Raw genomic sequence first — 18,357 nt, 5'->3', positions numbered from 1 at the left:
GGACGTCTCCCGGACCGGCCGGCAGCGTGGCTCACTCGGGTGCGGGTGCGGGTACGGTGACGACCGGGCAGTGGGCGCGGTGCAGCAGGCCGTGGGGGACGGAGCCGAGCCGCATTCCGGTGAACCCGCCTCGGCCGCGCCGTCCGACGACGACGGCCAGCGCGTTCTCGGAGGCCTTGGCCAGCTCCTCGACGGGATGTCCGCGTACCACCTGGCGGGTGACGGTGACGCTGGGGTGGTTCGCTGTCTGCTCGGCTACCGCCTCGGATAGCAGGCGGCGGCATTTCTGGAGCGCGTTGACTTCGTCGGTGGACTCCAGGAGCGACGGCTGCCATACCCACAGCGCCCGCAGGTGCGTGTCACGCGCTGCGGCGGTCTCGAAGGCGTGCTCGACGGCGGCGTGGGAGGCCGGGCTGCCGTCGACTCCGACGACGAGGTGCGGCGGCTGCTCGGTGCTGTTTCCGGGTTCCAGTACCACGACCACCGGGCAGGCGGCCTGGGCGCTGACCGGTACGGCCACCGAGTTCGCGCTGAGGAGCTCTTCCAGGCGGCTGAGCCGCCGCGAGCCGAGGACGACCAGGCACGCGTTGTGCGATTCGCGGTACAGCGCCTGGGCGGGCGCGCCCTCCTCCAGGACGGTGGCGATGTGGAGGCCGGGATGCCGACCGGAGACGGAGGCGGCGGCCTCGTCGAGGAGCCGCTGCCCGGCCTTCCGCTGTTTGGAGCCGTCGGTTCCGCGCGGCCCGTGGTGGCCCGGCGGCACCGCGTGGACCAGCCGCAGGGGTGCTTCACGGCGATCGGCTTCGTCGGCGGCCCAGTCCAGGGCCGGCCGCACGCTGTCCCGCACGTCCACACCGACGACGACGGGACGGGACTCTCCAGGGCCGATCATCGCTCCTCCAACCGGAGTCGTACCTTGCCCCCATGGGCACCGTACGGGCACCGGTACCGCCACCGGCAGGGCCGAGTGGCCCCGACCGCGGAGGGCCGGGCGCACCTGGTCGGCCCGCCGTAGACCGCGCCCAGGCGGATGATTCGCGACGCGGCCTGGCTGCGGCCGGGCCTCACACTCCGGCGTCGGTGACGACGGCGTCGGCGGCGAAGCCCAGCAGCAGGCCCAACAGTGCCCACGAAGGTGGGGCCGCCGCCGATGAGGCCGAGCAGCGCGAGGCTGCCCCAGGAGGGTCGCTCGCCTGCTGCGGCCAGCGGGGCGACGATGCCGAAGCCCTCGGTGGCATTGTGCAGGCCGAAACCGGTGATCAACAGGATGGCGAGCGAGAGTTCGTCCTTCGCAGCGGAGTTGCCGATGGCCGGGCCTTCCGCGAGGTTGTGCAGGCCGATGCCGATGGCGATCATCAGGGCGAGGCCGGCGGCCCTGGAGCGGGCCCGGGGAGCCAGTTGTTCGGTCACGGCCGAAGCGCCAGGCCCCTGCGACAACGAGACCCGCGATGCCTGACGGCGGGCGATCCATCGGTCGTAGTAGACCAGGCCCATCAGGCCGACGGCCAGGCCCGAAGTGAGCACCAGGCCGCCGGTGGCGGCGCCGGCCCAGTGGTGGTCGCTGAGTGCGGCGTCGGTCGGTTCCCAGGCGGCCGTCAGGATGTCCCCGAGCAGGAAGAGCAGGAAGAGCAGGATGCCGATGGCGACCGCGTTCAGCGCGGTCCTCAGCCGCGCAGCGGGGCTCTGCAGGCGTCCGATCGGAAGGCCGAGGAAGATGGCGAGGCCGGCGATGGCGCCGAGCAGGGCGATCTGCGGACCGGACATGGTGGGCTCCGAGAAGCGCGAGAGTCAGGGCAGGCTGGATTAAAGGTAAGCCTTACCTAAGAAGTCTGGCTCCGTCTCATCCCGGTCGCAATCCCGGTCCGGGCATGTCGTTCACGGTGTTGCCCGTCGATGGTGTCGGCCGCTGATCGCCGGTCTCTGGCGGCTCCTTGGATAGCGTGGGCAGGGTCAGCCTCGCTGCTAGACGCAGGCGGCGTGAGCACGCCGGGCGGCAGCGAGGCGCAGGCCGAGGACGACGGCGTCGGTGAGAGTGTCGCCGACCAGCAGCACTCGGTGCGCCTGGTCGGCGAGGCCGAGCGCTTCGAGGTGGGTGGCCAGCGGGGCGGCCTTGGTGCCGCCGGAGGGCCCGGTGCGGCCCTCGACCCGGTCGAAGAAGTGCCCGATGCCGGCCTGTTCGACCTCCCGAACGAGGGTCTTGTGCGGGCACAGGGAGAGCAGTGACTGGGTGTGCCCGGCCTCGCGCAGTGCGGTCATCAGCTCGATGGCGCCCTCGCGTACGCGCACCGGCTGGGCGCGCAGGTGGGCGAGGAAGGCGTTGTCGCTGGAGATCCACTCCTGCTCGGTGATCGTCCGTCCGAGCAGGCGGGCGTAGAAGTTGGGGATCGGCGCGGTGTGCTTGGTCCGGTAGGTCTCGTGGTCGACCGTTTCGCCGCCGAGGGCGGGCAGGGTGGCGTTCAGGGCGGAGACGTGGTCGTCGAGGTCGTCCTTGACCGTTCCGTTCCAGTCCCAGACAACGTGCATGCGGGTGGCGGGAGTTGCGGCGGTGAAGAGGGTGGTGTTCATGGCGGTGTCCTTCGGGATGAGCGTGGTGGTCAGGCGGAGAGGCGGTCGTTGAAGCGGTGCAGCAGCCACAGGGCGAGGGAGGCCAGGGCGGTGCCGGCGGCCTGGCCGACGCCTATGCAGGCGATGAGCCAGGCGAACGTCTCCGTGCTCTCGCCTGCGGGGGCGAGGCGGTCGACGGTGAGGAAGGCGGCGGTCAGCAGCGGCGCGAGGAAGGTGCCGGGCAGGACGGCGCCGAGGACGGCGATGGCGCGCGCGGGGTCGGGCAGCAGGGGCAGCCATCCGGTCGCGAAGCCGATGGACGCGGCGACCAGGTGCTTGGCGGGGGCGTCGGGCCAGGCGTGGCGGCCGTAGGCGAGGCCGGCGAGCATGCTGCCGATGGACAGCGCGGCCGGTATCACTCCGGCCAGCCAACCGGCGTGGTGGCGCTCGGCCGTGCTGATCGCCAGGACGTTGACGGCGCCGAGCGCGACGCCGGTGCCGATCAGCGCGGTGAACAGCACCCGTAGGCCCGGCACCCGCAGCGGCCCCGTCCAGCGCACTGCTTCGGTGAACTCGGCCGGCGTCCAGGCGCGGGAGGGGCTGGCGGTGACGACAAGGCCGGTGCCGAGCAGGCCGAGCGCCGCGGTCGCCACCAGGGCGGTGGTCGCCCCGGCGCCGGCGGCGAAGCCGGAGGCCAGCAGGGGACCGGCGACGAACACCAGGCCCTGGGTGCTGCTGTCCAAGGAGAGCGCGGTGCGCTGATGTTCGGGATCGGGCAGAAGGTGCGGCCACAGCGCCCGGAGCCCGGCCTCGAGCGGCGGCGTTGCCAGCCCCGCGACCAGGACGGTCAGCGCGGCGAGCACTGGGTGGCGGGCCGGGCCGGTGCACGGCAGCAGCAGGAACGCCGTGCCCGGCTGGCCGCGATCGTGGCGGGGACGAGGACCTGGGTTTGGCCGTGGCGGTCGATCAGGCGCCCGAGCAGCGGCTGTCCCAGGGCCGAGGCGAGGCCGTAGAGGGCGCCGAGCAGTCCGGCCAGGGCGAGCGGGCCGTGTTCGGCGCGCACCAGCAGCAGGATCACGATCGGCGCCATGCCGGTGGGCAGGCGGCCGATCATGGTGCCGCCCAGCAGACGGGCGACGTGCGGCGAGCCCAGGACAGCGCGGTAGCCGCTGCCCTGGGCTGGGCCGGTGGCGGTGGTGGTGGTGGTGCTCAAGGAGGATGTCCTTCGGTTCTACGGTCGGCGGCGCGCGGGCGTGCCGGGCCGGGGCATGCGCAGGCATGACAGCCCCCTCGGGTGGTGCGGCTGCGGAGAGAAGAGTCCGCGGATTCCGGGATTTGGTACGGCCGGGAAAAAGAGGTAGAAGCCCCCTTACCCGGCATGGCGGCGCGGGCAGCGCGAGAACGGTGGCGCCAGCAACTCCAACGCGCGGGCGGCCTGCTGGGGCAAAACACCGTCGCTGAGAGCAGTGAGCTGGGCCGGGCCGCCGACGCGCATCCGCGTCACCTGTGGCGCACCGTCTTGTCCCCGACGGATGTCGCATGCCGCTTGCCGCCCGCACCACCGAGCTCCCCAGCCCGATCCTTGCCGACCTGACCGGCATGCATCGCCACACCGCGATCCGTTGGGTCGCCTACGCTGACTGGGCCGAGTATCTCGCCGCTCGCGCCGACGATGAGGCCCAGAAGCGGAGGGACGGGACAAGTGACGACGCCAGGACCTGGAGTGGTAGTGCAGCCGGGGCCGATCCGTTCAGAAGCCTGCAAGCCGCAGATCCGACCGCTCTCGCCCCAAGGAAGCCACTCCATGACTCCGCCACCACGGTAACCAAGCTGGGCCGATCTGAACGTCGCCCGAGCCCCGAGACCCACCATGATGAAGGTAGCCGGCATAGGGTGCCTCTCCGTCTTCGGTGGCCTCACCGCCCTTACGATCCTCCGCTACATCGTTGGCCCGCCGCCAAAGGACAAGGCCGAATCGGCTGCGCAAGCCTTCTTCACCCTCGAGCCGGAGGCCACACAGCTTGCGCGGGAGTTCTCAGCGGTAGGCGCTGACGGCGGCCAGGTACAGGCCGCCCACGGCTCCCGCAGTGCCCCCGCCGATCCGGAGAGCCGCACCGGGGCGGGCCCCCTCACGCCACGCGACGAACGCGGCCGCGCACCCGAGGTGGAGCGAGACGGATAGGGCTCCGGGGGTGGCGGCGATGGTGTCGTGGCTGGAGGAACTCGAGCGGCGAGAGGCTGCTGCGCGGGAGAAGGTCGATGAACTGCGGGCTCGGATCAAAGAGTTGACCGGACACCGGGCCGAACAGGAGTCGGTGCTGTCCCAGCTGGAGATCACCCGGGAGACGATGACGGAGATCTTGTCGCCATCAGCGCATGAGGTGACCTGATTGGTGGTCACGCTGGGAGCCTTGCGCTGCCGGACACAGGTCGAAGCGGACGCGGGACTGTGCGCCGCGGGATGCCGTATGCCGCTCGATCGTGCAGATCACATAGATGTAGAGTCCATTAACCTTACTGTGGTGAACGTATTAAGGGAACACCTCACCGGTGCACTGGCCCGGCTGCGTCTGGTGACCAGAGCCAGGGCGGCACTGGTAACGCTGTCGATTCTGGGTACGGCACTCGTCGTGGCACCAGGAGCTTCCCCCGCCGCCGCGGCGCCGTTACGGCAGACGTCAATCATCACCAACAACATCCAGGGCGAGGACGACGCGACGGCCAGCAAGTGGTCCTCGCAGGTCCAGGGCTACGCCAGGTCCGCCGAGATCGTCCTGATCCAGGAAGCCGGGCCCCAGGGCCCGAGCCACGCCACCCAACAGCCGGACGTCACCACCGCGGACGGTGACACCGTCCGGCACTCGACCTGGCAACCGTTCAGCAGCCGGCTGCAGCCCAGCCCGTACCACGTCTTCTTCCTCCAGACCGACGACTACGGCGGCCGGGGCCAAGGCGGCCGGGTGAACCTGGCGACCATCACCCATGACCAGCCCGACGAGGTACGCGTCGTCACCAACCCGAACCAGCGGGGCCGGGCCGCGCTGGGCGTCCGGTTCGGAGACGACTGGTACTTCAACGTGCACGGCCTGTCGGGCGGCGGCGGTGACTCCAACACCCTGCTGACGGCGATCCGCGACTCCGTCCGCTCCTGGGGCGCGCAGTACCGCTGGACGGCCGGCGGCGATTTCAACATCGACCCGCGGACGCTGCAACGCCGCGGCACCTTCCCGATCGGCGCCCGCGTCTACAACTCCGGACTTCCCACCCACCAGAGCGGCAACGAACTGGACTACTTCGTCAGTTCCGACGGGAACGCCGGCGACGCCACCGCGAGCCGTATGAACGGAGGCAGCAGCGACCACTACCCCGTGTGGTGGAACGGCATGCGCGCGGCGGCGGAACCGCCGGAGCTGAAGGTGATGCCGCTGGGCGACTCGACCATCGGCACCGCCGAGAAGATCGGCTACGGCGCCACCCTGGCCGGCTCGCTCTATGCCCTGATCTCGCTTGTCTCCAAAAAGCGGGACGTACCGGTGGACTTCGTCGGCTCCGGCTCTACGGGGCAGAAGGGGGACCCCGCCTACGAGGGCGCTCCCGGCGAGCAGATCAGCGCCATCGCCGAGCGGTCCACGACCGCCCTGCCGAAGTACCGGCCCAACATCGTGACACTGCAGGCCGGCACGTACGACATGCGGGACGGCAAGCAGGACGGCGCCGCGCAGCGGCTGAAGGACCTGGTCGACCAGATCGAGAAGGACAACCCGGGCACGGTCGTGGCACTCGCCACCCTGGGTCCCGCGACCGACCCCGCCGTCCAGGCCCGGATCACCGCCTACAACGCCGAGATCCGTACGATGGTCGGCGCCTGGCAGAGCGCGGGACGGCACGTCGTCCTGGCCGACACCGGCGCCATGACCACCGAGGACCTGTCCGGTGACGGACTGACGCCGAACGACTCCGGCGACAAGAAGATCGCCGAGGCGTTCGAGGACGCCATCCGCTGGGCCCTCGTCATGGACTGGGTCGCGGAACCACGAGCCGGCGACGGGAAGGTGCCACTGAAGGTGATGGTGGTGGGCGATTCGATGAGCCAGGGCTACGAAGGTGACTGGACCTGGCGTTACCGCCTGTGGGAATGGTTCAAGAAGGAGCACATCGACGTCGATTTCGTCGGTCCGTACCAGGGAACCCGTCCTCAGGAATCCCCCAAGCCCCCGCCCGTGCCGCCGTTGCAGGGGGAAGCCCCGCCACCGGCTCAGAGCGCTCCCGTCACCTCGGGCGCGTATGCCCCCGGGGTCGCGAAGGACTTCGACTCCCACCACTTCTCGGTCTGGGGCCGGCAGGCGGCGCAGGACAAAACGCTGATCGCCGAGCAGGTGGCGAAGTACCAGCCCGACCTGCTCCTGGTCGGGCTCGGCTTCAACGACATGGGCTGGTTCGTCAGCGGCCCGGAAGGCACGCTGGACAGTATGCGGACGCTGGTCGACCAGGCCCGCGCCGCCAAACCGGACCTCAACTTCGCCCTGGCCAACGTTCCCCAGCGGACGTCCATCGGCGGCCGGGACGACCTGCCCGTCAACACCACCAAGTACAACAGCATGCTCGCGGCCGCGATCCCGTCGTGGAACAACGACAAGTCCCGCGTTGCCCTGGTCGACTGGGCCGGCAACTACAGCTGCGACACGCATGACTGCCCTGCCGGCTACGACGGGCTGCACCCCAACGCCCTGGGCGAGTACCAGATCGCCCAGGCATTCGTGCGCACCTTGCACAACAGCTACGGTCTCGGCAGCCAGCTGATCGACATCCCCACCCACGTCCCGAACCGGCCGACGCTCGCGCCGGACACGATGGAGATCGACTCCGGCCCGAGCGGCATCACCCTGAACTGGGAGCCGGTCTTCGGCGCCCACGGATACACCGTCCGGCACCGGATCAAGGGCTCCGGCACCTGGAACGAGACACCGGTCAAAGCGGCCCGCTTCGACACCACCTGGACCCTCGACGGCTGGGAGTGGGAATACCAGGTCCGTACCGACAACGGTGAGGACGGGAAGTCCGAGTGGTCCCACACGGTCGGTGGTGTCGCGCACCCGAAAACCGCCGCGGCCCCCAAGGGAATCGTGACCCGGGCCACCGCCACCGGCGTTGACGTGTCCTGGGACGCGGCGACCGGCCCGTACACCGACACGATCGACCGGTACGAGATCATCACCTGGGACAGGGACACCCCCGGCGCGTTCCTCAACAGCACTGCGGTCAGGGGAAATTCGGCGCGCATCGACGGGCTGCGGGAGGGCCACCATTACCTCGTCGCGGTCGCCACCTGGAACGCCGCCGGTGGCGGCATGCCGGGCGTCGCACGATCCGTCACCGTCGGGGCCGGCACACCTCCGGCACCCACCGGTCTGAAGGTCACCTCCACCGACGCCACTACCGTCCAGCTGTCATGGAACGGGTCCGTGTGGGCCGCCGGTTACCGCGTCTGGATCCGTAACGTCAACGACGACAGCGGGTCCAAGCACGACGGCAGCGGGTTCAAGGCCGACGAGTACGTCACCAACGAGACCAGCCGGGGCATCGCCTACCTCGTCCCCGGCGTCTGGAACTACGAATTCTGCGTCACCGCCATCAACGGCGAAGCGGAATCCGGCAAGTCCAACTGCGTGATCGCACCAAAGCCGTCGGCCACAGCCCAGACGCCGGCCCCGACGGACCCGAAGAAGGGCGCACCGCCCCCCGCCCTGATCCAGGCCCCGCGCGCGCTGGTCGGGGCGGCCGGGTAACAGGGGCCGCGCTCCAGTGAGGAGGCGGTGGGTGAACGCCTCACCGCCTCCTCACTCGGGGTGGCACACGTCCGAGACACCCTGGGACTTCGCGTCCCGGCAGCTCGAATCGCCGTGAGATGGAGCTCAGGTCTTGTCGAACCATGGCCGGGGTTCGGCATTGGTGACGACGTTGCGATGGGCATCGAGATCGATCTGGGCAAGACGTGCGTAGTGCTCAACTATGCAGCGGCCAAAGGATTTGGGGGTGGCTCTTTTGGAGTGAGCTCGTCGGTCAGGCCAGGAGTTCGTAGTTGTGCTGGTCGGGCCGGGGGTAGAGGCGTTCGCGTTCTCTGTGGGTGTGGAAGGTCCAGTCCTGCGGGAAGTCGCCGTTGCTGATGACGGCGCGGAGGGTGAGGACGGCTTCCGCGCCGGGGACGCTCCACCGGCTGCCGGTGATGTCGAGCCGGTCGGCCACCAGATGACGTGCTGCTCCCTCGACGATGCCGCTGGCGATCGGCCAGCCGGCATCGAGGGCCTTGTCGTAGTGGACGAAGGCGGCGTTGTTCTCTAGGTAGCGGCAGGCCCTGTCCGCCGCGGCCCGTTGATCTGCGGACAGGCCCAGCCCGTTGGCCTCCGCGCGGATGTCGGCGACGGCGTTAAGGGCGTCGCCGGCCACGATCCGGGCGGCCTTGGCCCCCACCCAGGTCTCGGCGGCGGGATCGGTGGCGGTGTGGAAACACCGCGAGGCTGCCCATAACTTCTCGATCACGCGGACGATGTCGAGGACGACATGGATGGTGACGTTGCGGCGGGCGGCCTCTGCATGGATCAACTCGAGCTGGTGGGCGGCGCCGTCGACCAGGACCACCCAGCACCGGCGGTGCTGCGGGTCACGGGCTTCTGCCTCGTCGAACGCGGCGGGGATGACCTGGTCCGCGTCGTGTTCCACCGAGGCGGTCAGCCACTTCGCACGGGCTGTGGGTCCCTTGCGCGGGGTGCGGCGGTAGCCAAGTCCCCTTGTTGGCGCTACTTCCCCCAGCCAAATTCCGCCGTGTCTGGTCCCCGAAGCCCTTCCTTACGTGCCTGAAAGTCAGAGGCCCGACTCACCTGCGGCTCTTCTTGACAGATGCAGATGAGCCGCGGGACGGGTCCGGTGTCGGGGTGTTGAGGGCAGGCGCCGGCCTGGGGCTGCGGGCGAGCGCCGCCTGGACGCGGGCCGTTTCGCCGATGTCGGGCCGGCGCTGCGGATCGGACGGGGACGTCGCCGTGAGCCAGCGGGCCCGCACCTCGTCGAGCGGGCCGAGGGCGTGTAGCGCATGGCTGATCAACTGACCAGGTGTGAGGCGTCGGTTGTCGGCGTGGGCGGCGATCTGCAGCGCGGCGCCGGCAGCGGTTCGGGTGACGGAGAAGCGCAGGAGCTGCTCGCCGAGCCACTCGGCCGAACCCGCCGCCCCGTCGCGCAGCACGGGTCCGAGCCGCTCCTCGGTGAGCGTGCCGTCCGCCAGCAGGCCGCGCCGTTGCACCTCCCACAGGGCGGTGACCGGGTCGATCGGCTCACCCCGGTGGTGGAGTGCGCCCAGGCAGCGGTAGAGCTGGCCGTGGCCGGGATCGGCGAAGTCCTGGGGACGCAGCCAGTCGAAGACCTCCTCGATCGCTCCGTCCTGGTTCACGAGCAGGGCCAGCAGGAACTGCTCGTCTTTCAGCTGGGCCGCCGCCGGTTCGGCACTGGCAGTGGTGATCGGCAGTGCCCCGGTAGCGACGGCACGGGGCTGGGTCCCCCACCCTGTGGCGAGTTCCTCGAGCACGCCCGCGAGGACGTCGGCTTGGGCGGCGGTGCCCTGGACCTCGGCTTGGCCTGCGTCTTCCTGGGCGACGGCGAGCAGGCGGGCGGCGTGCTCGGCGACGGTGCGGTGGATCGAGCCCTCCAGCACCATGCGCCCGTAGACCGGGGCATGGGCCGGACGGGGACAGGCGGCGATCAAGGTGTGCGAGTACGAGGCGGTGAGCCCGCGCACGTGCTGGCCGGCCTGGGCGAGCGTGTCGGTCAGCCACGCCAGCGGCACCGCGCCCTGGGCGGTGAGCGCCGGGTGGCCGTCGGAGCGGAGCCGGCGCAGTGCCGTGAACAGCGCCTGGTGGGCGGGCCGGTAGAAGTCGCGGGCCTCCAGCCAGTCGAGGTTGCCGAGCTGGCCGGGGTCGAGCAGGACCGCGCCGAGTACAGCCTGCTTTCCCCGAAGCAGCGGATCCATCACCGCTCCCGCTGCTGGGCGCGGAGCTGTTCGACAGCGCGGTCGGCGGCGGCTTTGGCGGAGGCGAAGCGGTCCAGTTCACCGGTGAACGTGGGGTCGGTGGCCAGGATCGAGCCGTCGCCGGTGATCAGCCACCACTGACTGCCCCGGCGGACGACCGGTGCACCGGTGAGCGGCCTCGGACGGCCGCGTCGGGTGGGCGAGTTGTTGTCGGACATGGAGAACTCTTCGGGGAGTTGGGCGGATTCAGCGGCGACGGCGGGCTGGTGTCGCGGTAGCTGGTGCGGGGGCAGGCGCCTCGCTCGAAGGGCACGGCTCTCGCCTGCTCTTCTCCATGGTTGGCCGCGACAGTGGCACGCCCGGCTGGAAGACCCCGTGCTCGGCGCCATCGAATGGCTCGAGGCGACCTGGAGCCCCATCATGAGGCGCGAGCGGGGATGGGCCGGGTGCGGCAACTGCTACGCGCCGGTGTCCGCCAAGCGTGTCAAGGCGGCGACTGCTGCGAAGCGCCCGGCGGTGCGGTGGGACGGCGACCCGCGGGCCTCCGGGCGGGGGTTGCTCTGGCGCCTGCACGCGACGCGCCGGAAGCGCCGAGGTGCCGGGAAGGCCCCGGACTCCTTCATGGTCGCTCGCCGGTGACACACAATCAGCCAACAACGAACATAATCGCACGCACCCCCTGTCGGTGGGTGCCATGTGCCATTACAGTTTCGCCGGCGGCGACAACACCCCTGTTCGGCGCACCATCTCGCCGCGCGTTCGACCCATGCCTGGTGTCACCGACCGTTCGCGCGGGCGAGTTCGCGTGAGACCTCAGGGGCACCCGCACGGGCCTTCGGCGCACCGGAGCCGATGTCCACGCGTGCCTCTTGTTGGATTTTGTTGCAGTCGAGTCGGTGCGGCGTCACCGGCTCAGCGAACGGCGGCATCCCCTCAGAGCCTCCAAATAGCCGCGCACGCAGTGCACCTGCTTCTTCCCCCACTCAACCCTTATGCGCCCCCACGGAGTTGTTTCCATGCGCGTATCACGAAGAGCCGCTGGCCTGCCGAGTGTCCTGCTGACGCTGGCTCTGGCCGCCCCCGGGCTCGTCACCGTCATCGGCGCGACCGTCCTGGCGACGGCAGCCCCGGCCGCCGCCCTGGACAACGGGACCGCCCTCACCCCGCCGATGGGCTGGAACTCCTGGAACTCGCTGGGTACCGGTGTCACCGAGAGCCAGGTCAAGCAGACCATCGACTTCATGGCGGCCAACGGCCTGGTCGCGGCCGGCTACAACACCGTCACCATCGACGACGGCTGGTCCCTCTCGCACCGCAGCGACCAGAGCACCGACCTGGTCAAGAACTCCTACGGCGCGATGCAGCTGTACGACGACAACAACAACCCGGTCTGGGGCACCGACGGCACGGGCAACGACCCCACGTCGGGCCACCTGGTGCCGAACGCCGACTACCCGTCCCAGAGCGTCAACGGCCAGACGGTGAACGGCATCCAGTACCTGACCTGGTACGCGCACAGCAAGGGCATGAAGTTCGGCATCTACAGCACGGACACGTACACCACCTGCCAGGGTCACCCCGGCAGCCTGGGGCACGAGACCACCGACGCGGGCGACTTCGTCGCCTGGGGCGTCGACTACGTCAAGTACGACGACTGCCCCTACGGCCCACAGATCACCGGCCCAGACGGACACAACTACTACACCCAGGGCGAGGGCAAGGAACTCACCCAGTCCATGTACGCCCGGGTGCAGACCTTCCAGAAGGCCCTCGACGCCGCCTCCGCCGCCCAGGGCCGCCCGAAGGTCACCCTCAGCGTCTCCGCGCAGCCCGTGCACAGCGGCGTCCCCTACCTGCTGAACGCCAACGACCCGGCCCGCACCGACCCGGTCATCCTCGCCGCCGGCACCCCGCAGTACAGCGCGCCGGGCTACGCGCCCACCGGTGTGTGGTGCGGGCAGGTCGCCAACCTGTGCCGGATCGGCGGCGACCGCGACAGCGAGATCAGCGGCGTGCTCTACAACGGGCAGCTGCAGACCGCGCTGCAGTACCAGGGCAACGTCCGCCCCGGCAGCTGGAACGACATGGACATGATGTTCACCGGCTGGAACGACCCCTACGGCGTGTACGGCACCACCGACAACAACATCAGCTCCAAGTCGTTCACCGACGACGAGTCCCGCACCGAGATGTCGATCCTCTCGATGATGGCCGCCCCGCTGATCTCCGGCGCCGACCTGCGCAACGTCGCCGACACCCAACACAGCTGGAACGGCGTCAACTGGACCACCGGCATCAACAGCAACAGCCTGGCGATCTACAAGAACGCCGACGTCATCAAGATCGACCAGGACACGCTGGCCAAGCCCGCCACCCTGGTCGGCAGCGCCCCCAACTCACAGACCGCACCCGTGGTCCTCAAGCGCCAACTCGCCGGCGGCGACACCGCCGTCCTGCTCGTCAACCAGGACCCGAACAGCTACCAGAACGTCTTCACCAGCCTCAGCGCCCTCGGCCTGAGCGGCCCCGGCTACTCCTCCAAGGAACTGTGGACCGGCTCCACCGGCAACATCACCGGCAACCTCGGCTCCTGGCTGGCCCCACATGCCGTCGCGATGTACCGGCTCACCCCGCTGCCTGCCACCATCCCGGCCACGATCGTCGGCGACGGCCGCTACCACAGCCTCACCGCAGCCGGCACCAGCGGCCGGGCCCTGGAGGTCTCCGGCACCTGCAGCTCCCAGCTCGGTTCCTCGGCCGACATCAACACCTGGTGGACCGACCACACCTCCGAGCAGTGGACCTTCACCACCAACCCCGACGGCACGGTGCGCATCAGCGACAACTGCTACACCCCCACCCATCAGCACACCGTGCTCGCCGCCGGCACCCAGCCCGGCAACAGCGCCTACCTGCTCAACTACTCGCCCGGCAACCCCTGGCAGGAATGGCGGGTCATGCAGAACACCGCCACCGGCGCACTGACCATCACCAACGTCGCCACCGGTCTCGTCCTGGACACCTCCGGCACCACCGCCGGCTCCACCGTGGTCACCAACACCGCCAACGGCGCCGCCCCCGGCCAGTCCTGGACCCTGCTCTCCTGACCCGAAATCAGCAATACGGCGGTCGCCGGCTCCCGGCACGCCGAGCCTTGGCCGCGCCTTCGCAACGGGCCGCGGCCAAGGCTGCTTCCGACGAGACGCGAACTCGCCCGGCCTAATGCCCCTGTCGAGTCCTGCCACCCGCCCGCGGTGGAAGGAGAGCCAAGAGGCGTTCCCCGGGCTCGGCGGGCTAAGGACTACCCCGGCGCCACCAGAAACTACTGTGAGTCGGCGGACTGTCGTGCGGAGCCGCTCCTCCACCCCGGTGTGATCGTGAGGAACGATGCGCGCCTCCAACGGCCGCCGCTTGCCCGCGCGCCGCCCTGAGAACGTGGGCTGCTGTTCGCCGACCAGCTCCACCGGCGAGGGCCCACAACGTGATCCGTGACGCGTCCGGGGCGCGGCCAAGGGGCCTCACCGCCGTATCGACGTCCACCCCCGCACCGCTCACGGCCAACGACTCCCGCTGCGGCAGCAGAGCCGCTTGAGCATTCAAGGCAGTGCAGCGCGACCGCGTCGAAGCCGGAGAGCATATCGCCGTGGCCAGCGAGTCCAGCCCGGAAGCACCGTCCTGGTTCACGGGGACCCGTCGGGCGGGCTCACCTCCCACCGCCGAGGAGGTGCCGGCGCTGACGGACTTACCGGTCAACACCTTCCTCGCCGGCGACTTCGACGAGGACTGGCGCCCGACCTCGATGGGCGATGCGACCGACACGGTCAGCCTCTGTCGTAATGACAGTCGCTGACGAAGCGTCCGCCCCGGCACGAAGGTCCCCGTTTCCTGATCGGCCTCCCCTGTGGGGGTGGGGCGCCGGTGCTGACACCTGATGTGGATGCCGCCAGGGCACTTCGGACGCGACGACGCTGTCCGCCGTGACCGAGCGTGAAGCGGGCCCCGCACGTCTCCCCGCACCATGTCAGCAGGCGTGCACTGGTGATCAGCCGTTACCCGGGAAGGCTCGTTCGACGGCGTACTTCCACGGCCATTCGACGTACCCGGGCAGCGCGACGCCGGAGGGCGACGAAGTTCTGTGGCGACGATGAGTGACAGTCGGGCGCGTCCGTGCCTTGCGTTCCCATCCGCGGAATCACATCGTCGAGCCACGGCTCGCTGCCGTCCGGCCTGCTTCTCGCAGAGGGCCGGGACGAGGGATCCGGCGGCACAAGGAGGAACCGCACGTGATCGTTCCACGCAGCCCTGGCCGCACGCGCGAGGCGCAGGGCGAGCCGATGGCCCTTCCCCGGCCCAGGGGTGCCCGTCGGCGACAGCGGCTGCTGGCCACCGCCTGCACCCTGTCCCTGGGGATGTCGTTCGCGCTCGTCCCGGCCCTCGCGACGCCGGCCGCCGCGGCCGGTTCCTGCGTGCAGACCGGCAACCTGGTCACCTGCACGTTCGGCTACACGGGGGCGGCGGATTCGTTCACGGTGGCGGCCGGGGTGACCCAGGTGGGCTTCGACGTCAAGGCGGCTTTCGGCGGGGCGGGCGCGGCCGGGGCCGAGGTGACGGGCACGCTGGCCGTCACCCCCGGGCAGGTACTGCAGGTCGATGTCGGCGGGGTGGGCGGCGACGCGACCCTGAGAGGCCCCGGCGGCGATACACCGGGAACCGGCGGATTCAACGGCGGCGGCAACGGCGGACCGGCTACCGACACGGGCGGCCACGCCGGTGGCGGTGGCGGTGGGGCCTCGGACATCCGCTCGGGCGCGTTCGACCTGGCCTCGCGGCTGGTGACGGCCGGCGGCGGAGCCGGGGGAGGCGGCGGAGGCGGGGACAGCGCGGGCGGCGCGGGCGGCCAGTCGGGCGTCGACGGAACCAGCGTCACCGACGGCGGTGGCGGGGGCGGCGGGGCGACTCCCACCACACCCGGCGCCGGCGGCGCCGCCAGCGGCGGCGAGGGCCCTGGGACCGCGGGCGCGCTCGGCACCGGCGGCACCGGCGGCACCGGCGGCAGAGGGTACCCCGGCGCAGGTGGTGGTGGCGGCGTGTACGGCGGCGGTGGTGGCGGCGGATCGTTCGGCACCGGTGCCGGTGCCGGTGCCGGTGCCGGTGGCGGTGGCGGCGGGTCGAGTGCCGCACCGGCCGGCAGCACCTTCACCACCGGCGCGAACACCGGCAACGGCGTCGTCATCCTCACCTACACCCTGCCCAAGGCCAACGTCGCCACCACACTGACCTCCAAGTCGAACCCTTCCAAGGAGGGCAAGCCGGTCACCCTGAAGGACACCGTCTGCCCGTCCCCCAACGGCACCGGCGCACCGACCCCCACCGGTACCGTCACCTTCGCCTCCGACGGCACCCTCCTGGGCACCGCGACGCTGACCCCCGGCGCCAACCAGTGCGCCGTCGCCATGCTCACGCTCAACACCCTGGCCGCCGGCACCCACGTCATCACCGCCACCTACTCGGGTGACGACAACTACCAGTCCAACTGCGGAACCCCCGAGACGCTCATCCAGACCGTCAAGAAGAAGTGCCACGAATGGGACTCGGCCCTGCCCGCCGGCAAGGGCGACGACTGTTGGAAAGACTGAACAACAGCTGAACCGACGCCAGGTCGGTGCCTCGCTGGAACCGGCGCCGACGTATCCCGCGCCCCCGTTCCGGGCGCGGGATGCAGTCCCTGGCGCCACGTGACGGCAATTCCCCTGGCTGGCCATCGGGTCGCCCGCTCAGCAGTACCTTTCGGAGAGCGGGTCCCCCAAGCGGCCGGTGCCCCTTGGTCGCGGGGCGGCCACTACGGAGTGGATCAGCGCCTGCTCGCCCGCGCGGACCCCAGGCCAGCCGGGCCCCCTGCGTGACACCCGGCAGTAGCACCCGGCCCCGCCGAAGCAAGGTCACCGCCCGGTCGCACAGCGCCCGGACCCTCGTCGGAGACCAACACCCGACCGGCCCAGCGTTTGGAGAAGTTCCTGGAGGACTCCGGGATCAAGTTGTCGGTGGTCGTCTCCGACGTGCTGGGCAAGTCGGCGCGGGCCATGCTGGAGGCCCTGGAGGCCGGCGAACGCGACCCGCAGGTGCTGTCCGCGCTCGCGCTGGGCAGCATGCGCGGCAAGATCCCTGTGCTGTCCGAGGCACTGACCGCTCGAACCGGCGGACCGCCCCAGAAGAGGGGTCATGCCTTGAACAGGTCCGTGAGGAAGGTCAAGATCTTCGAACCGTAGACGGCCGCGTACCGGAGGAACGTCCCCGCGCTGCCGGTGTTCTCCACGGTGAAGGAACTCTCGCCGCTCGCGGTGCAGGACTGCGCGTCCTCAAGCTGGTTGTCGAACTGCACCGTGTTGGAGTTGTCCGTCTGCGTGGGGACCGCATAGGCGTCACATACCCCTCCCTTCACCTTGGCAGCACGTGCTCGGGCTCGGGCCGCGTCCTGCTCGCGGGCGGTCTTGATCCGTGCCAACTCGTTTTCGATCGCGGCGAGTTGCTCGGTGCGGCGGGTGGCGTCGCGTTCGGCTTCTGCCGGGTTATGGCAGATGATCCACCGACGGGTGGGGTCGGAGGCCAGGCGGACTTCCTTGACTCGCAGGTTGTCGCGCACGTGCTGGTAGCGGCCCTGGCGGGCGAGGGCTTCGGCGGCCTTGGCGGAGCCGTCGCGCATCTTGATGCCGGCGATGTAGTGGCCGCCGGCGCGGGTCAGGCAGGCCAGGTTCGCCTCGGAGCTGAAGCCGGAGTCGACGACGGTGACCACCCGGCCCAGGCGCCAGGCGTGCATGTCGGCGCGGACCTGCTCGATCACGGTCTGGTCGTTCGTGGAGCCGGGCCAGGCCCAGCAGCGGACCGGGATGCCCTCGCGGGTGACCGCGAGCCCGATGACGATCTGCGGCAGGTCGGGGCGGTGGTCCTTGGAGTGCCCGAACCGGCGAAGCGAGCCGTCCGGGTCGGGGGTGTCGCGTTCGAAGTAGGTGCTGGTGGTATCGAAGAAGACGACGTCGACCTCCAGGTCGAGCAGGTTCGCGGCGGCGAAGAACACCGCTTCCTGCACCGCGGCCTGCGTGTTGTCGTCCACGAGCAGGTCCATCGCCCGGTAGGCGTGCTGCTCGGCGACCTCGCCCGCTGCGGGGATCACCACGTCCGAGGTCGCCCAGTCGACGGCGGCCCGCTTGGAGTCGGGGGCGATGGCGCGGTTGGCGACCAGGGCGAACAGCGCGCGTTCCACGTCGGTGCGGAAGTGACGTGCGTCCAGCACCTTGCCCAGGGCGGTGTCGATGCCCAACAGCTTCCACAAGCCGTCCAGCAGCCAGGTCGCGCCGATCGCCCGGGACGCGGCCACCCCGAGCGGGCCGTCCTCGCTCACGGCGAGCGGCGCGGCGGCGTCCTCGCCACCGTCGCCGAGGTAGCGGTTGAGGGAGGCGACCAGTCGGCGAAGGGAGTCCAGGTCGAGCCGGTCCTCCCGGCCCACGTTCAGCAGTACCTCGGCCTTCGTGGTGCCGTCAGCGCGGCAGTTGGTGGCCAGCTGCACATAGCGAACCACGCTGCCGTCCTTGTTCCGGCGCTAAATCTTCCGCACGTACATGCCCGCAGAATGCCGCATCCACCCAGGTCGCAGCAGTCGAAGACCGGGATTGCACATATCCGCCCACCAACGCGCTCTAGACCACTCGCAGCCCGCTCACCAGCGATGACACCCGATCAGACCCGGACGTGTGCCCGCCAACTGTCGAAGCCGGGGGTCACTATCCGTCCTTGTCGGCAGCTCG

Annotated in this window: 15 protein-coding genes; 6 read left to right on the top strand and 9 right to left on the bottom strand. The window is 70.4% G+C overall.

Translation table 11 applies throughout. The features are described 5' to 3' along the window. Positions 1–31: 31 nt before the first annotated feature. From ACH4J0_RS02870 to ACH4J0_RS02850, 5 genes are all read right to left on the bottom strand, one after another. On the bottom strand, positions 32–892 hold the full coding sequence (locus ACH4J0_RS02870; protein WP_396235899.1) for a universal stress protein: 861 nt from the start codon (positions 890–892) through the stop codon (positions 32–34). Beyond that, positions 889–1,764, bottom strand: coding sequence for a zinc permease (locus ACH4J0_RS02865; protein WP_396235898.1), 876 nt, complete (start codon positions 1,762–1,764; stop codon positions 889–891). Before ACH4J0_RS02865 ends, ACH4J0_RS02870 begins: the two co-directional genes overlap by 4 nt. A 198-nt stretch (positions 1,765–1,962) precedes the next feature. Further along, positions 1,963–2,565 carry an HAD family hydrolase gene (locus ACH4J0_RS02860; RefSeq protein WP_396235897.1) on the bottom strand — a complete coding sequence of 201 codons (603 nt, stop codon included), beginning with the start codon at positions 2,563–2,565 and terminating at the stop codon, positions 1,963–1,965. A 29-nt stretch (positions 2,566–2,594) separates the two neighbouring features. Beyond that, positions 2,595–3,407 (bottom strand): MFS transporter, encoded by an 813-nt coding sequence (locus tag ACH4J0_RS02855; protein WP_396235896.1) that lies wholly within the window; start codon positions 3,405–3,407, stop codon positions 2,595–2,597. Further along, positions 3,392–3,757: a hypothetical protein gene (locus ACH4J0_RS02850; RefSeq protein WP_396235895.1), complete on the bottom strand. Its 366-nt coding sequence runs from the start codon at positions 3,755–3,757 to the stop codon at positions 3,392–3,394. Before ACH4J0_RS02850 ends, ACH4J0_RS02855 begins: the two co-directional genes overlap by 16 nt. A gap of 979 nt (positions 3,758–4,736) precedes the next feature. Between ACH4J0_RS02850 and ACH4J0_RS02845 the strand changes: the two genes are divergently transcribed. Next, the gene (locus tag ACH4J0_RS02845) at positions 4,737–4,934 is read left to right on the top strand and encodes a hypothetical protein (RefSeq protein WP_396235894.1); all 198 of its coding nucleotides are present in this window, start codon (positions 4,737–4,739) and stop codon (positions 4,932–4,934) included. A 240-nt stretch (positions 4,935–5,174) separates the two neighbouring features. Then, positions 5,175–8,330 carry a GDSL-type esterase/lipase family protein gene (locus tag ACH4J0_RS02840; protein ID WP_396235893.1) on the top strand — a complete coding sequence of 1,052 codons (3,156 nt, stop codon included), beginning with the start codon at positions 5,175–5,177 and terminating at the stop codon, positions 8,328–8,330. A 274-nt stretch (positions 8,331–8,604) separates the two neighbouring features. Here ACH4J0_RS02840 and ACH4J0_RS02835 read toward each other — a convergent pair whose 3' ends face one another. The 3 genes from ACH4J0_RS02835 to ACH4J0_RS02825 form a co-directional block, all read right to left on the bottom strand. Then, complete coding sequence (locus ACH4J0_RS02835; RefSeq protein WP_396235892.1) at positions 8,605–9,261, bottom strand: hypothetical protein; 657 nt, start codon at positions 9,259–9,261, stop codon at positions 8,605–8,607. A 154-nt stretch (positions 9,262–9,415) separates the two neighbouring features. After that, positions 9,416–10,558 (bottom strand): DnaB-like helicase N-terminal domain-containing protein, encoded by a 1,143-nt coding sequence (locus tag ACH4J0_RS02830; protein ID WP_396235891.1) that lies wholly within the window; start codon positions 10,556–10,558, stop codon positions 9,416–9,418. Then, positions 10,558–10,776 (bottom strand): hypothetical protein, encoded by a 219-nt coding sequence (locus tag ACH4J0_RS02825; RefSeq protein WP_396235890.1) that lies wholly within the window; start codon positions 10,774–10,776, stop codon positions 10,558–10,560. Before ACH4J0_RS02825 ends, ACH4J0_RS02830 begins: the two co-directional genes overlap by 1 nt. 798 nt (positions 10,777–11,574) lie before the next feature. Here ACH4J0_RS02825 and ACH4J0_RS02820 point away from each other — a divergent pair. From ACH4J0_RS02820 to ACH4J0_RS02805, 4 genes are all read left to right on the top strand, one after another. After that, a complete protein-coding gene (locus tag ACH4J0_RS02820) occupies positions 11,575–13,665 on the top strand; it encodes an alpha-galactosidase (RefSeq protein ID WP_396235889.1) in 2,091 nt (696 codons plus the stop codon). Between the two features lie 497 nt (positions 13,666–14,162). Further along, complete coding sequence (locus ACH4J0_RS02815) at positions 14,163–14,408, top strand: hypothetical protein (protein ID WP_396235888.1); 246 nt, start codon at positions 14,163–14,165, stop codon at positions 14,406–14,408. Positions 14,409–14,841: 433 nt separating this feature from the next. After that, the gene (locus ACH4J0_RS02810; RefSeq protein WP_396235887.1) at positions 14,842–16,194 is read left to right on the top strand and encodes an Ig-like domain-containing protein; all 1,353 of its coding nucleotides are present in this window, start codon (positions 14,842–14,844) and stop codon (positions 16,192–16,194) included. 366 nt (positions 16,195–16,560) lie between these two features. Next, complete coding sequence (locus tag ACH4J0_RS02805) at positions 16,561–16,824, top strand: hypothetical protein (RefSeq protein ID WP_396235886.1); 264 nt, start codon at positions 16,561–16,563, stop codon at positions 16,822–16,824. Here the strand turns inward: ACH4J0_RS02805 and ACH4J0_RS02800 are convergent. Next, entirely contained in the window at positions 16,776–18,131 is a 1,356-nt protein-coding gene (locus ACH4J0_RS02800) for an IS1634 family transposase (protein ID WP_396235885.1), read from the bottom strand. The two genes, ACH4J0_RS02805 and ACH4J0_RS02800, sit on opposite strands and share 49 nt — an antisense overlap. Positions 18,132–18,357 lie beyond the last annotated feature (226 nt).

Origin of the sequence: Kitasatospora sp. NPDC017646 (assembly GCF_044329365.1) — a bacterium.
Classification (GTDB): Bacteria; Actinomycetota; Actinomycetes; order Streptomycetales; family Streptomycetaceae; genus Kitasatospora.
This window is presented reverse-complemented; position numbering and strand designations above follow the sequence as displayed.